The following is a 14,909-nucleotide window of genomic DNA, read 5'->3' on the forward strand; positions in this document are numbered from 1 at the left end:
CAATATACGAGATACCCCCCAAAAAGTCCGGACGTCACGTATGGGTCGCGATGTGCGCTGAAAAAAACAACGGCCCGACACACGGGAGATGTCCCCGCTGCCGGGCCGGATGCACGCGTCCCGCCGCCGCCACATGTGCGGTGAAACGGGACTTGCGCTTATTCACGTCCACTCTTTAGTTCAGTCCAGTACCGGTCGTACTCCTGCAGCGTGTCGCCCACGTCGACAAGCCATTCGGCCCGATCGATGTCCGCTTTGTCCAAGAAGATCATCTTGTTGGCGCGGTATTCTTCGCTGTGCAGCGGGTACGCCTTTTCGTTCGGGTTGCTGTAGCCGATGAACTCGTAGTTTTTCACGCTGACCTGCGGGTCCATCAGGTAGTTGATAAACTTCTCCGCCAGTTCCTTGTGCTTGGCTCCTTTGGGAATGGCCAGCGTGTCCGCCCAGATTGTGGCCCCTTCTTTCGGGATGACGTACGCGACATCCTGGTTTTGCGCGTTGATAAACGACGCGTCGCCGGACCAGACGGTGCCAATCCACGCTTCTTCGGCGATCATTTTCTGCTTGATGTTGTCCGTGTCAAACGCGATCACACTGGGCAAAAGGCCCTTCAGATCCGCAAACGCCTTCTCCAGTTCGCCCTTGTCCTTGGTGCTGTTGGAGAAGCCGTTTTTGATCAGCGCCATGCCCATGACTTCGCGCGGGTCGTTCAGCAGGATCACACGTCCCTTGTACGCAGGGTTCCACAGGTCCTGCCAGCTGGTGATCGGCTCTTTCACGTACTTTTTGTTGTAGGCGATCCCCGTAATGCCCCAGGTATACACGATCGAATACTTGTTGCCCGGGTCAAACGGCGGCGTCTGGAACGTGGAGACGATGTTCTTCAGGTTGGGGATGTTCTCCTTGTTCAGCTCTTCCAGCAAGCCGAGCTGGATCAACGTTCCCACCATGTAGTCGGACGGCTGGATCAGGTCGTAACCGGAAGCGCCCGCCTGGATTTTGGCCAGCATCTCTTCGTTGCTGCCGTACACGTCGTAGTTTACCTTGACGTTGTACGTCTGCTCAAACTCCTTGATCACATCCGGGTTAAAGTTGTCAGCCCAACTGTAGATGTTCAGCACCTGCTCCCCTTGCTCGGAAGAGGAGCAGCCGACGGCGGAAAAGGCGAGGGCGGCGGACATCGCGCCGATCAACAGGGACTTCAGCACTTTCATGTGACGAGTTCAACCTCCCGTAAACGGTTGTTTGTGTCCTGGTTACAACGTGATCGATTTGGAGTCCTTGCGCCGGAGAAGCTCGGCGATGACCACCAGCAGCACCGTGCAGGCGATCATCAGCGTGGAGAGCGCGTTTACCTCCGGAGACACGCCGCGTTTAACCAGGCCGTAGATGTACAGCGGCAGCGTCGTCGAGTTGGGCCCGGCGACAAAGAACGAAATAATGAAGTCGTCCAGCGAGAGCGTAAAGGACATCAGCAGCCCGGCGAGAATGCTGGGCGAGATCAGCGGCAGCGTCACATGGCGCAGCGTCTCCCAGGGGGTGGCACCCAAATCCTGTGCCGCCTCTTCCAGTTCGCTGCCCATGTCGGCCAGCCGCGCCATGATGATGACCATCACAAACGGCATGCTGAAGGTGACATGCGCCATCACCAGCGTCGCTTTGCCCAGCTCGATGTGCAGTTGGCTGAACAGCACCAGCAGCGACAGCCCCATCATGATTTCCGGGATGACGATCGGCAGGTAGATTAGGGATTGAACGATGCTGCGCCAGCGAAGCGAGAAATGCTTTAACGCCAGTGCCGCCGCCGTCCCCAAGAGCGTGGCCAGCACACTGCTGATCAGCGCGATGGACAAGCTGTTGCCCAATGCTTCCATCACCTGCCGGTTTTCAAACAAGGAAACGTACCATTTCCACGTAAACCCGCTCCAGACGGCATTGATGCGCGACTGGTTGAACGAATACAGCATCAAAACGGCGATCGGCAGGTACAAAAAGACCAGCATCGCCCAGGAATAACCGGATAGTGCTCGGCGCCGCCAGCTGCTCATGCTGCTCCCTCCTTTGGCCCGGCCGCTTTGGTGGCACGGTAGTAAAGGAAGATCAACAGCATCGACAGAAGCATCAAAACGATCGAAAGCGCCGAGCCAAACGGCCAGTCGCGTGCGGAGAGGAACTGGTTCTGGATGACGTTGCCGATCAGGGCCGATTTCGCCCCGCCCATCACGTCAGGCACGACGAACATGCCGATGGACGACACGAAAACCAGAATGGAACCGGTGACCACGCCTGTCTTGCTCAGCGGCAAGGTGACGTGCCAAAAGGCTTTCCACGGCGTCGCACCCAGGTCGTACGCCGCCTCCAGCTTGCGCCGATCCATCTGCTCCAGCGAGACGTAGATCGGCAGCACCATGAACGGCAGCAGGGTGTAGACCATCCCCAGCAGCACCGAGCCGGAGTTGTACAAGAGCGGCAGCGGTTCGTCGATCAGACCGAGCGACTGCAGCACGGTGTTGATTACACCTTGCGAGCGCAAAATGATCACCCAGGCGTACGAGCGAACGAGAAAATTGATCCAAAACGGGATCATGACCAGCAGCAGCCAGATTTTCTGCGCCGACCGCCGCATCCGCGAGATGTGGTACGCCAGCGGATAGCCGCAGACGAGCGCGAGAAACGTCGTCAGCACGGAAATGGCCAGCGTGTCCAGGAAGATGTCTCCGTACAGCGGATCAATGATGCGCGTGTAGTTGTCCAGCGTCCCCTGATACACGATCTGGCCGTAGGTGCCGCGTTTCAAAAAGGAAAGGGCAGCGATCATCAATAGCGGCAGGACGAAGAGCGCCCCCAGCCACACCAGGGCCGGCAGCGCCAATAGCTTGAGCCGTTTGGTGGTCATAACCAGAGCGTCACCTCGTCCTCGGGTGCCCATCCGATCGCCACTTGATCGCCCTCCCGCCAGCTGCGGCTGTCGCCTGCGTACTGGTGGGCCAGCACGGTCATGTCCTCCTCGTACAGCCGAATGTACAGCTTGCGCAGGTTGCCGAGAAACACCATGTCAATGATCCGGCCGGTCATGCGGTGCTTGTCCTGCTCCGCTTCAAGCGGATACAGCCTGATTTTTTCCGGCCGGACGGCGATGTTGGCGTCACCGCTGCGGAAAATGTTGTTTTCACCGATGAACGTGGCGACGAACAGGGTGCGCGGTCGGTTGTAAATCTCGGCCGGTGTGGCGATCTGCTCGATCCGCCCCTTGTTCATGACTGCAATCCGGTCGGACATCGCCATCGCCTCTTCCTGGTCGTGCGTCACGTAGACAAAGGTAATACCTAAATTTTTCTGCAAATTCTTTAATTCCAACTGCAGATTTTTGCGCAGTTGATAGTCCAGCGCTCCCAATGGCTCGTCCAACAGCAGCACCTTCGGGTTGTTGACGATTGCCCGGGCAATGGCCACGCGCTGCTGCTGCCCGCCGGACAGCTGTTTCGGCGTCCGCTTGCGAAGCTCAGCGAGATGCGTGTACTGCAGGGCTTCCTCCAGCCGCCGCTGCTGTTCCGCAGCAGGCACTTTCTTCATTTTCAGTCCGAACAGGATGTTCTCTTCCACCGTCATGTGCGGAAACAAGGCGTACTGCTGGAACACCATGTTCATGTCGCGCCTGTAGGGGGGAACGTTGGTCAACGGCTTCCCGTCCAGATAGATCTCCCCGGCTGTCGGCTCCTCAAAACCGGCGATCATGCGCAGCAGTGTCGTTTTGCCGCAGCCGCTCGGCCCCAACAGCGTCAGAAATTCCCCTTCACCGATGGTTAGGGACAGGGGAGGAATCACCACGGAACCTGAAAAGTGCTTTTCAATTGACTCCAGGGCAATGATCGTTTTCATCTGGTCATCGTCTCACCATATGTCAAAATACTCATAACCAATCTAGGTAAATATAACGTGGATGACACGTTTTGTAAACAGGTGGAGGGTCTTGTCGATCAAATTTTTCCGAGCGAGTTTTCGGCGCGATGGCGGCGGGCAAACACGCCAAGTTGAAAACGTTTCCACCTCTTCCTATAATAGTCTCAAACATAACGATGACAGGAGGCTACAACGTGAATCCGCTTGCGTACGGACTGCTTGGGCTGGTGGCGCGCACGCCCAGCTCCGGTTATGACTTGATGCTGCAGCTTCAACCATTTTGGCAGGCCAAACACAGCCAGATTTACCCCCTGCTGGCCAAAATGGAGCAGGAGGGGTATGTGGAATTTACCCGCGTACACCAGATAGACCGGCCGGACAAAAAAGTGTATTCGATTACCGAAAAGGGACGCGAGGCTTTGCGGGAGTGGCTGGCGGAACCGACTTCGGAGCCGGTGTTTCGCGACGAGCTGTTTCTCAAGTCGTACTGCCTGTGGTTGACAGATACTGAGTCGGCCCGCAACCTGTTTGCCGAGCGGGAAGCGTACTGCCGGGAGCAGCTGCAGATGTTTGAGACCTTTTTACAAGAGCTGGAGAAGGCTTGCGACGGCCTGCCGCAAGACCCCCGCACTCCCTCCTTTGGCGAATACATTCTGATCCGCCGCGCCATCAGCAGCATGCGCGAGGAAATGGAGTGGTGCCGCTGGGTGATGGACCTGTTGGACAACTCCCGGCCTTAAATCCAATCCATGCGCAAAAAAAACCTCCCGCCGTACAGACAGGAGGCCCATTTCCGGTGTTACTTTTTCGTCACCAGCTCCAGATCAACCGGGATGAAGCTGTCCACTTTCTCTCCTTTAGCCACGCTGATTGCCGTTTGTACAGCCGTCTCCCCGATTGCAGCCGGTTTTTGCGCGACGGTTGCCGCCATTTTGCCCTCGTTGACCGCTTTGACTGCGTCGTCGGTAGCGTCAAAGCCGACCACCAGGATCTGTTTGCCCGCCGCTTCGATCGCCTGCAGTGCGCCCAGCGCCATCTCGTCGTTGTGGGCGAAGACGGCCTGAATGTCCTTGTTGCCCTGCAGAATGTTTTCCATTACACTCAATCCTTTGGCGCGGTCAAAGTCAGCCGGCTGCTGAGCCACCACTTTTACACCGTCCTTGTTGTCAACGGCTTCGTGGAACCCTTTGCCGCGGTCGCGGGCCGCGGAGGTGCCGGCGATGCCCTGCAGCTCGACGATGTTGCCCTTGCCGCCCAGCTTCTCCAGAATGAACTCGCCCGCCATTTTGCCTCCTTTTTCGTTGTCAGAGGCGATGTGGGAGACGACGTTTCCGCCTTCTGCCGCACGGTCGACGGTGATTACCGGAATGTTGGCCTGATTGGCCGCTTCCACTGCGGTGGTGATGGCGGCGCTGTCCGTTGGGTTGATCAGGATGACGTCCACCTTTTTCTGGATCAGGTCTTCCACGCCGCTGATCTGCTTGGCGGTGTCATCCTGCGCGTCGACGACGATCAGCTTTGCGCCGGCCTCGCTTGCCGCCTTTTCCGCCCCTTCCTTGAGCGTGACAAAGAACGGGTTGTTCAGCGTGGACACGGCCAGACCGATGGTGATTGTGCCGTCTGCCGCAGCACCGGAGCCACCTTGGGACGACTGATCCGGTGCCTTGTTTTCCAGACTGGACGACGTGGAGCAGCCGGCCAGCACCGACAGCACCAGTGACGAAGCCAACGCCAACTTCAAAAACCTTTTCATGTGTACCTTCCCCCTATGTGAGCATTATTTATTGGATTTAGACCGGTCGAGCAATACTGCCACCAGGATGACTGCCCCTTTGACCACCGCCTGGTAGAAAGAGGAGACATTGAGCAGATTGAGACCGTTGTCTAACACACCGATGATCATCGCCCCGATCAGGGTGCCGACGATCCAGCCGCGTCCGCCGGCCAGACTGGTTCCGCCCAGCACGACGGCAGCAATCGCATCCAGTTCGTACGCAGTCCCCGCCGTCGGCTGCGCCGAGTTGAGGCGGGAGGCGAGGATAATTCCGCTCAGAGCGGCAAACAGCCCGCTGATCGTGTAGACCCATACCTTCACCCGGGTCGTGCTGATGCCGGACAGCCTCGTCGCTTCCTCGTTGCTGCCGAGCGCGTAGACGTGACGCCCAAACGTCGTGTGACGCAGAATGAAGTACAGCACGACAAAGGAGAGCACCATCCAGATGACCGGCATCGGAATCTCCAGGAAAAAGCCTTTCCCCAGCATGGCAAAATCGGGATTCAGGCCGGTGATCGGCTTTCCTTCCGTATAGACAAGCGTCAGTCCGCGAAACACGGTCATCGTCGCCAGCGTGGCGATAAACGGGGCGACTTTTCCCTTGGCGATGATCAGGCCGTTGACGGCTCCCATCGCCATGCCGGCCATCAGGCCAATCAGGACGGCCAGCGTCGTGTCCATCCCGCCGGTCATCAAGCCGGCCGTGATGGCGCTGGACAGGGCCAGAATGGAGCCAACGGACAAGTCGATCCCGCCCGTCAGGATGACGAAGGTCATCCCGAACGCGATCAGGGCGTTGATGGAGATCTGCCGCAGCACGTTGAAAATGTTGCTGAGGGTCAAAAAGTCGTCGCTAATAATGGACAGTACGATGACAATCAAGGCCAGCCCGAGGAGCGGGCCCATCCGCTGCAATAGGTTAAACCGCATGGGTGTTCGTCCCTCCCGTCGCCGCATGCATGATCAATTCCTGTGTCGCTTCCGCCCGTGAAAACGATCCGGTGATGCGCCCCTCGTGCATGACTAGCACCCGGTCGCTCATCCCCAGCACCTCCGGCAGTTCGGAGGAAATCATCAGGATGGCCACGCCTTCCTGGGCCAGGCGGTTCATGATGTCGTAAATCTCTTTTTTCGCTCCGATGTCGACCCCTCGGGTCGGTTCGTCCAAAATCAAAATCTTCGGCTTGGTGGCCAGCCATTTGCCGATCACCACTTTTTGCTGATTGCCGCCGGAGAGCGAGCCGGCCGCCTGTTCCCCGCCGGATGTCTTGATTAACAGCCGCCGAATCGTCTCCTCGCTCAATGTCCGCTCCGCATGCCGGTTCATCACGCCCAGCGACGAGAGCTTTGCCAGATTGGGCAGTGCGATGTTTTCCCGCACAGAGAGCGGCAGCACCAGCCCCTCCTCTTTTCGGTCCTCGGTCACCAGCGCAATGCCCGCCCGGATCGCGTCGATCGGCTGGCTGATGCGGACTTGCTTGCCGTCGACGAAAATGGCGCCGCCGTCCATCTTCTCCGCGCCGAACAGCGCTTTGGCCATCTCGGTGCGGCCTGCTCCCATCAAGCCGGCCACGCCGACAATCTCACCGCTTCTCAGGGAAAAGGAGATGCCGGACAGCTTGCCGCGGACGGTGAGGTTCTCCACGCGAAGCCGTTCCTCGCCAGGCTTCACTTCCACTTTCGGGAAGCGATCCGTGATTTCCCGGCCGACCATCATTTTTACCAGTTCATCCAGGTTGGTCTGTTCCGTCGTCACTGTTCCCACGTATTTGCCATCCCGCAGCACCGTGATCCGGTCGCTGATCTGGAAAATCTCCTCCATGCGGTGGGAAATGTAGATCATGCCCACCCCTTTCTGTTTGAGGGCGGCAATCACCTCAAAGAGGGCGTCGATCTCCCGGTTGGTCAGCGCCGCCGTCGGTTCGTCCAGCACCAGGATATCCGCCTGCATCGACAGCGCTTTGGCAATTTCGATCATCTGCTGCTGCCCGACGGACAGGTTGCCCACCAGCGTCGCCGGATCCAGGTCGATCGCCAGCTGCTCCAGCCAGCGCTTTGCTTCCGTCCGCATCCGGGACCAGTTGACAAGCCCGCTTTTGCCGTAGGTAAACTCGCGGCCGAGAAAGATGTTTTCCATGACGGACAGGTGCGGGATCAGGTTCAGCTCCTGGTGGATGATGGCGATGCCCCGTTTGGCGGCGATGTCGGGGGTCATCGTTTCCTGCGTCTGCCCCTTGACGACAATCGTGCCGCCGTCCCGCTGGTAGATGCCGCCGAGAATTTTCATCAGGGTGGATTTGCCCGCCCCGTTTTCGCCCATCAGCGCAAGCACTTCGCCGCGCTTCAGGTTGAGCATCACCCCGTCCAGCACCTTTACCCCGGGGAACGACTTGCTGATCTCCTTCATCTCCAACAAGTAGTCACTCATGCGCTCTCCCTCCCTTCGCCTCGCGCTTTAGAAGATGACGCCTGCCTGCAGGATCACGTTGGCGTACGGCGTGCACTCACCCGTACGGATCACCGCCCGGGCTTCCCTGGTCAGCTGCTTGAACGTTTCGTGGCTGACGATGTCCCGTTCGGCGCCGGGCAGTTCCGCTTCCAGCCGCCGGACGGCCTGCGGGTTGACCCGCTGCCATTCCTCCGCGTAGATCACCCGCTCCACCTGCATCTCGATCAGGACCGCCTGCAGCACGTCAAAGAACGACGGCAGTCCCGGCAACACAGCCAGATCAATGCGCGGAACGAATTCGGGAATCGGCAGGCCGGCATCGCAAATGACGATCCGGTCCGTGTGTCCCAGTCTGCTGATCAGCGCCGACAATTCACTGTTGAGTATCCCCTGTTTTTTCATGGCGTCCTCCTACTCTGCGGCAAATTCCTGCACCTGTGCAAGCGTCGGCATTCCGGCGTGCGCCCCCAGCCTGGTGACGGCCAGCGCCCCCACCTTGACGGCAAACGCCACCGCCGCAGGCACTGTCTCGCCTGTTGCAAGCGCAAAGGCAAATCCGGCGTTGAACGCATCGCCTGCTCCTGTCGTATCCACCACGTCTACCTTGTGGCCGGGAACGCGGCCAAACGCTCCGTCTTCTGTCAGATACGCCGCACCCTTGGCGCCGAGCGTGGTGACGATGGTCCGCACCCCTTTGTCCTGCAGACGGCGCATCGCATCGACCAGCTCGGTGCGTTCGTCCGCTTCCGCCAAAAGGTACAGCTCCGTTTCATTCGGAATCAGCACATCCACATGGGAGAGCAGGTCGTCGGGCAGCGGCCGGGCCGGAGCCGGGTTGAGCACGACCGCCTTGCCGAGCCGCTTGGCCGTCTGCGCCGCGTACTGGACCGTCTCCAGCGGAATTTCCAACTGCAGGAGCACCGCGTCCGCCTGTCTGACAAGCTCCTGGTGCCGGTCGATGTCAGCCGGAGTGCAGTGACCGTTTGCCCCGGCGACGACGATAATCTGGTTGTCTCCTTGCGACAGCAGGATTGAGGCAACGCCGGTGTGCGTCCCGCTTACGGTTTTGACTGCCCTTGTGTCGATGCCTTCACGCTGCAGCGATTGCAGCAGTTCCGCGCCAAACGGATCGCCGCCGACAGCCCCGATCATCGCTGTTCGCGCTCCCAGCCGGGCAGCGGCCACCGCCTGGTTGGAACCTTTGCCTCCGGGAATGAAATGCACCTGGCTGCCGGACACCGTTTCGCCCATTTGAGGCGGCCGGTCCGCTTCCACCACGATGTCGATGTTCAAACTGCCGATTACGACAATCGAAGGGATCTTGTTCATGCTTCCGCTCTCCTTTTCGTGGATTCCCGCGCAACGAGGGTGACCTCCAGCTCGTACAGCCTTGGCTCCATCACGCCGGTCTCAATCGTTTCCATCAAGACTTTGGCCGCAAGCACTCCCATCTCGTAAATGGGCTGGGCCACCGTGGACAGCTCCGGCTGGGTCAGTTCAGTCAACCCGATCCCGTCAAAACCGATCAGCGCCACGTCCTCCGGCACTCTTACGCCCAATTGGTACAGCGCTTTTAACGCGCCGACCGCCATCAGATCGTTGCCGCAGAAAATGCCGTCCACGTCCGGGTGCCGCTTCAACAGCTCCTTGACGGCATCAAATCCGCCATCCACGCGGAAGTGGCCGGGCACCATCAGGCTGGGCGTGTACCAGGGGAAGTGCATCACCGTCTCCTCGTAGCCGAGCAGCCGTTTTTTCGCCGTGATCAGCTCCTGCGGGCCGTAGATGTGGGCGATTTTCCGGCACCCCACGTCCAGCAGGTGGCGGACCGCCAGTTTGGCCCCTTCGTAGTTTTGTGAACGGATCACGCTGCACAACTGCCGAGTGGGCGCCCGGTCGAGCACGACCAGCGGAATGTTGTTGCTCCGCATCTGCTCCACGTCTTCCTGCCCCAGGGTGTTGGAGGCGAAAATGATGCCGTCGATGTACTTTTTGCGGAGCATTTCGATGTATGACTTTTCCTTTTGTCCCTGGTCGTCGGAGTTGCACAGAATCACCGTGTACCCCTGCGCCTGTGCCGCGTCCTCCACGCCGCGGGCCATCTCGGGAAAAAACGGGTTGGTGATGTCGGGCAGTATCAGGGCAATCGTGCCTGTCTGTTTGCCGGCCAAGCCCCGCGCCACCGCATTCGGTTCGTACCTGAGCTGCTCAATCGCTCTGCGCACTTTTTGTTCCGTTTCCTTGTTCACGTAGCCGTTTTGGTTGAGCACCCGGGACACTGTCGCCACGGAGACGCCCGCCAGTCTGGCTACATCGCGAATCGTCGCCATGTCTGCTTCACCGTCGTCATCTGATCTGTAACCGGTTACACATGATTGGAAAAAAATGAATGATCGGAGTATCCAACCATATGTAACCGGTTTCATGTATACGCTTTCAATATACGCCTGTGCATCCGAGGATGTCAACACTTTTCTGACGCGCCCAGTCCGGACCAAGACGATGCGGCCGTCGTTCACGCAGCGGCGACAATGCTTTTTATCGCCTGTCCGCTTCCCCAACGCAAAAGCGGGCGTCCGTTGAAGACACCCGCTTTTGTTTACTGACCACACTTATACCTAACTATTCGTCGTCGAGGACCAATGCGTAGACGATCCCCGGTCCGTGCACGCCGATCGTCAGGTCGTTCTCGATGTCGGCCGAACGGCTGGGGCCTGTGATAAAGTGAATGCCCGCCGGCAGCCCGCTCCCGCTCCATGCGGCGATCTCGCGCAGCACCTCGCCCATTTTCGTCTTGATCGCGGATGCCTTCACAATGCCCATGAACGCAGTGGGCAGCAGGCTGATCAAGCGGCCCTGAGACGGCCCGGAGGCGATCACCACCGAACCGGTGTGAGCAATGGCAAAGTCGACGACGGCGATTCCCAGGTCGGCGTCGGCTGCCTTTTCCAACAGGCGCGAACGCCCGCCGTTTTCGCCCGACTCCTTTTTCCAGACGTGAACCTCGGCCGGTTTCATGCGGACGTCCACCCGCAGCTCTTCCATCAGCGGATGATCGGCTCGGATCACCTGCTTCACGCCTGTCTCGGCGGCAAACGTTTCGAGAAATTGACCGAGAGCGGCCGTGTCTGCAAAACGCCTGGCAACTCCGCCCAGACTCTTCCAGTTTTTGATGAACAACTCCACGTTGTCCTCCCTGTCCAGCGCATAATCGTTCCAAAAATCGGGCGCTCCCTTTACCGTGCGCTGCGGCGGCTTGGTGAGCTGCGGCCGTCCCAGGCGTTCTGCAATCCGCGCGAAGAATGCCTGTTCCTTTTCCAGAGACTCGCGATGCAGCCGATCAATTTCCTCATGGCCGGTTGGGGATAGAGTGCGGTTCATCAGCGTTTCCTCCTTTGCTCGAGCTGATCCTGCAGCCGTTTTCGAATCTCGTCGCTCATCTCCGTGCTTTCATCACGCAGCTCCTGTTCCAGGGCGGACCAGCGCTCGCGGAAAGACTGCCCGGCCAAACCCGGCAGCACCCGCCCCGCGTTCCATCCCTTGAACGGGCCCCACTTGGCGCGGATCACGCCGTTTCGCAGCAGCGCGGCCTGTCCGATCCGCCCCAGCTTGATCGTTCGCCGAAACGCGTGGCGACTGGAGGCAGCCAGTCGAAACACCTTCATCCCCAGCCTCTCCGCAGGTGCGGTCAGTCCACTTTCCACATTTTTCCTGCGGGTGTAGACCAGCATGTCGTGCAGGGGGATTTTGACCGGACACGCTTCATAGCAGGCGCCGCAAAGACTGGAAGCGTTCGCCACCTCTCCCCACTTGGCCCGGTCTTCATTCAGCAGAGGCGTGAGCACGGCGCCGATCGGCCCGCTGTACACCCAGCCGTACGCGTGGCCGCCCACGTGCCGGTAGACCGGGCAGGCGTTGAGGCAGGCACCGCAGCGTATGCAGTTGAGTACTTCCTGAAACTCCGGGTCGCCCAGTTGGCGGGACCTCCCGTTGTCAATGATGATGACGTGCAGCTCTTCCGGCCCGTCGCCGTCTCCGCTGCGCCGTGGACCGGTAATCGCCGACATGTACACGGTCAGTTTCTGTCCGGTGGCGGAACGGGGCAGCAGCGTCGCCATCACTTCGAGATCTTCCCAGGAGGGGATGATTCGCTCCATCCCCATGAAGGTGATCTGCGTCTTGGGCAACGTGCTGACCATTCTGCCGTTTCCTTCGTTGGAAAAAAGCACAATCGAACCGCTTTCAGCAATAGCAAAGTTGCAGCCGGTCATGCCGATGTCGGCGGCGAGAAACTTCTCCCTCAGCTTGGTGCGGGCAAATCCGGCAAGAATCGCCGTTTCCGCCGGGAGATCGGTTCCCGCCACCTGGGAAAACAGCTGCGCCACCTGGCTTTTGTTCTTGTGGATCGCGGGAATAATGATGTGGGACGGCGTTTCCCCGGCCAGCTGGATGATGTACTCTCCCAGATCGGTCTCCACCGCCTCGATCCCGTTCGCCTCCAGCGCCTGGTTGATGTGCAGTTCTTCAGACACCATCGACTTGGACTTCACCACCGATTTCGCCTGTTTCGCCCTGGCGATGCGCAAGGTGATGTCGACAGCCTCCCTGGCGTCCGCCGCGAAGTGAACGTATCCCCCCGCCGCCCTGAGGTTGGCGACAAATTGGCTCAGGTAGTAATCCAGATGGGCGATCGTGTGCAGTCTGATCTGTCGCCCGCGTTCGCGCCAGGCTTCCCAGTTGCCCAGTTCGTCCGCCGCTGTCTGCTTGCCGGTGCGCAGCTTCTTGGTGGTAAACTTGACGGCATTTCGCAAAAACTGGTCGCGCAGGGCGATTTTCGCCCGCTGCTCCAAGGTATCAGCCGTATGATGTCCGCTCATCGTCTGCTGTTCACCCCTTCGTACAAGAGTTCCGCCAGGTGCATCACCCGCACCTGTTTGCCTTCGTGCATCAAGCGGCCCCCGATGTTCATCAGGCAGCCCATGTCCGTTCCGACCAGGACCTCCGCCTCCGTCTCCAGCACGTGCTCCGCTTTTTCCGCCGCCATCGCCAGAGAAATGTCGGGGAGCTTGACCGAAAACGTCCCGCCGAATCCGCAGCAGTCTTCGGCATAGGGCAGCGGAACGAGTCGAAGCCCGGCTACATTGGACAAGAGGGACAGCGGTTCGTCCTTGACGCCAAGCAGCCGGCTGGCATGACAGGACGGATGATACGTGACCGTGTGCGGAAAGGTCGCCCCCAGATCGGTCACCCCCAAAACATTGACGAAAAACTGCGAAAATTCATAGGTCTTTTCGATCAGCGCTTCCGCCTTTTGCAAATAGACCGGGTCGTCTTGAAACAGCGCGGGATAGTGATGGTGAATCATTCCCACACAGGAGCCGGACGGGGCAATCACGAAATCGCTTTCAGCAAACGCGTCGATAATGGTCTTGGCCGCGTCTCGGGCCGCATCCCAGTACCCGCTGTTGAACGCGGGTTGGCCGCAGCAGGTCTGCCCGTCGGGAAAGCGGAGCCGGATGCCGTACCTGGCGCACAGGCGGGCCACCGCTTCTCCCACGCGGGGATAGACGGCATCAGACAAACAGGTGACAAAGAGCGAGACGTTCATCCATGCTTCTCCTCCAGTTCGTCGCTTGGGTATGCCTGACCAAAAATATGTCAGGTTATCTGATGAATTTACACCAGACTATCATAATTCAGGAAAAAAGTGTAGAGTGGAATTATCACTGCCATGGAGGTAACCGGATGTTTCTGCATAAAAAAAGCTATGAAATTATCGCCGAAGAGTTGCAGCGAATCATTGAATCCGGCCTGCTCAAGCCTGGTGACAAACTGGATACGATAGAAAATCTGGCCAAGCAGTATCACGTCAGCCGCTCCACCATCCGTGAGGCGTTGAGCCACCTCAAGGCCCTGGGGCTGATCGAGTCGCGGCAGGGCGGCGGGACGTTTGTCAAAAGCGCCCCGTTCCAATCAGCGGAAACCATGCTGCAGTTGAACAACCCGCAGGTGGAACTGCTGCAGATCATGCAGGTGCGCAAGATTTTGGAGATCGGTTGTGTGGAACTGGCCGCATACAACCGCACGGACGAAAACATCGAAGAGCTGGAGCGGATTCTCAAGCAGATGAAAGAAGCGCTGGGCAACGAAGAGATCAGCCACCTCTACGACGTCAACTTCCACCTGGCCATCGCCCGCAGCACGCAGAACCCGATCCTGCAATCGCTGATCGAGAACTTCGCCTCTTCCCTGTTTCGCACGATGCAGGACATACGAAAGCTGTGGCTGCATACCGAGTCGGCCATGAAACTGTACGAGGAGCACAAACAGCTGGTAGAAGCGATCAAAAATCGTGACGCCAAACGGGGGATGGAGCTGATGGCCAAACACCTGCAGCGATCCGAACTGCCCCTGACCAAGGAAAACAAATGAGCAGCGAGCCCTCGGCTCCGCCTTTTTAGGACGGGCGGGGGCTCGTGCCGTTTTTTTGCAGCGCCGACCGATCAAAAGATTCAAAATTTTTCTTGAATCTTTTTTTCCTGCTTTTTATAATCGAGGTAATCATTCACCAAAAATTCATCAGATGACCTTACTACATGATGAATGGCTCTCGTTCATGTCCACCGGAAAGGAGGGCGCTGCCGGACATTTGCCTTGCTGTTTTTGCAAACGCTTTCTTTAATTCGCATGCAGTACGCTCGTGACGGAACGGACTCTCAACCACCAATTCATCAGGTGACCTTATTACTTTGTCGTGTTTCCTGCTTTGAACTCATGTTGAAACGG

15 protein-coding genes are annotated in these 14,909 nt (G+C 58.6%); 2 read left to right on the top strand and 13 right to left on the bottom strand.

The genetic code is table 11. The annotated features are described in order from the left end of the window. Positions 1-158 precede the first annotated feature (158 nt). The 4 genes from IRT44_RS01525 to IRT44_RS01540 form a co-directional block, all read right to left on the bottom strand. On the bottom strand, positions 159-1,181 hold the full coding sequence (locus tag IRT44_RS01525; RefSeq protein WP_376717853.1) for a polyamine ABC transporter substrate-binding protein: 1,023 nt from the start codon (positions 1,179-1,181) through the stop codon (positions 159-161). Between the two features lie 75 nt (positions 1,182-1,256). Beyond that, positions 1,257-2,048: an ABC transporter permease gene (locus IRT44_RS01530; protein WP_171565932.1), complete on the bottom strand. Its 792-nt coding sequence runs from the start codon at positions 2,046-2,048 to the stop codon at positions 1,257-1,259. Beyond that, the gene (locus IRT44_RS01535) at positions 2,045-2,896 is read right to left on the bottom strand and encodes an ABC transporter permease (RefSeq protein WP_171565930.1); all 852 of its coding nucleotides are present in this window, start codon (positions 2,894-2,896) and stop codon (positions 2,045-2,047) included. The genes IRT44_RS01530 and IRT44_RS01535 overlap by 4 nt, the downstream gene beginning before the upstream one ends. Continuing rightward, entirely contained in the window at positions 2,893-3,879 is a 987-nt protein-coding gene (locus tag IRT44_RS01540; RefSeq protein WP_171565929.1) for an ABC transporter ATP-binding protein, read from the bottom strand. Before IRT44_RS01540 ends, IRT44_RS01535 begins: the two co-directional genes overlap by 4 nt. Before the next feature lie 215 nt (positions 3,880-4,094). On the opposite strand from IRT44_RS01540, the gene IRT44_RS01545 reads away from it, so the two are divergent. Beyond that, the gene (locus IRT44_RS01545; RefSeq protein ID WP_171565928.1) at positions 4,095-4,640 is read left to right on the top strand and encodes a PadR family transcriptional regulator; all 546 of its coding nucleotides are present in this window, start codon (positions 4,095-4,097) and stop codon (positions 4,638-4,640) included. Positions 4,641-4,699: 59 nt separating this feature from the next. Here the strand turns inward: IRT44_RS01545 and rbsB are convergent, their stop codons facing one another. The 9 genes from rbsB to IRT44_RS01590 form a co-directional block, all read right to left on the bottom strand. After that, the gene (gene rbsB / locus IRT44_RS01550; protein WP_171565927.1) at positions 4,700-5,653 is read right to left on the bottom strand and encodes a ribose ABC transporter substrate-binding protein RbsB; all 954 of its coding nucleotides are present in this window, start codon (positions 5,651-5,653) and stop codon (positions 4,700-4,702) included. A 24-nt stretch (positions 5,654-5,677) separates the two neighbouring features. Continuing rightward, entirely contained in the window at positions 5,678-6,604 is a 927-nt protein-coding gene (locus tag IRT44_RS01555; protein ID WP_230077323.1) for an ABC transporter permease, read from the bottom strand. Then, entirely contained in the window at positions 6,594-8,102 is a 1,509-nt protein-coding gene (locus IRT44_RS01560) for a sugar ABC transporter ATP-binding protein (RefSeq protein WP_230077324.1), read from the bottom strand. The genes IRT44_RS01555 and IRT44_RS01560 overlap by 11 nt, the downstream gene beginning before the upstream one ends. 27 nt (positions 8,103-8,129) lie before the next feature. Then, positions 8,130-8,525, bottom strand: coding sequence for a D-ribose pyranase (gene rbsD / locus IRT44_RS01565; RefSeq protein ID WP_230077325.1), 396 nt, complete (start codon positions 8,523-8,525; stop codon positions 8,130-8,132). Positions 8,526-8,534: 9 nt separating this feature from the next. Next, the gene (gene rbsK, locus IRT44_RS01570; RefSeq protein WP_230077326.1) at positions 8,535-9,452 is read right to left on the bottom strand and encodes a ribokinase; all 918 of its coding nucleotides are present in this window, start codon (positions 9,450-9,452) and stop codon (positions 8,535-8,537) included. Beyond that, on the bottom strand, positions 9,449-10,453 hold the full coding sequence (locus tag IRT44_RS01575; RefSeq protein ID WP_171565922.1) for a LacI family DNA-binding transcriptional regulator: 1,005 nt from the start codon (positions 10,451-10,453) through the stop codon (positions 9,449-9,451). The genes rbsK and IRT44_RS01575 overlap by 4 nt, the downstream gene beginning before the upstream one ends. 292 nt (positions 10,454-10,745) lie before the next feature. After that, positions 10,746-11,504 carry a LutC/YkgG family protein gene (locus IRT44_RS01580; RefSeq protein WP_230077327.1) on the bottom strand — a complete coding sequence of 253 codons (759 nt, stop codon included), beginning with the start codon at positions 11,502-11,504 and terminating at the stop codon, positions 10,746-10,748. Then, the gene (locus IRT44_RS01585; RefSeq protein ID WP_230077328.1) at positions 11,504-13,000 is read right to left on the bottom strand and encodes a LutB/LldF family L-lactate oxidation iron-sulfur protein; all 1,497 of its coding nucleotides are present in this window, start codon (positions 12,998-13,000) and stop codon (positions 11,504-11,506) included. The genes IRT44_RS01580 and IRT44_RS01585 overlap by 1 nt, the downstream gene beginning before the upstream one ends. Beyond that, positions 12,997-13,731 (bottom strand): (Fe-S)-binding protein, encoded by a 735-nt coding sequence (locus IRT44_RS01590; protein WP_230077329.1) that lies wholly within the window; start codon positions 13,729-13,731, stop codon positions 12,997-12,999. Before IRT44_RS01590 ends, IRT44_RS01585 begins: the two co-directional genes overlap by 4 nt. Positions 13,732-13,868: 137 nt before the next feature. On the opposite strand from IRT44_RS01590, the gene IRT44_RS01595 reads away from it, so the two are divergent. After that, positions 13,869-14,555, top strand: coding sequence for a FadR/GntR family transcriptional regulator (locus IRT44_RS01595; RefSeq protein ID WP_212132089.1), 687 nt, complete (start codon positions 13,869-13,871; stop codon positions 14,553-14,555). Positions 14,556-14,909 lie beyond the last annotated feature (354 nt).

This window comes from Brevibacillus sedimenti (genome assembly GCF_020923495.1).
Lineage (GTDB): Bacteria > Bacillota > Bacilli > Brevibacillales > Brevibacillaceae > Brevibacillus > Brevibacillus aydinogluensis.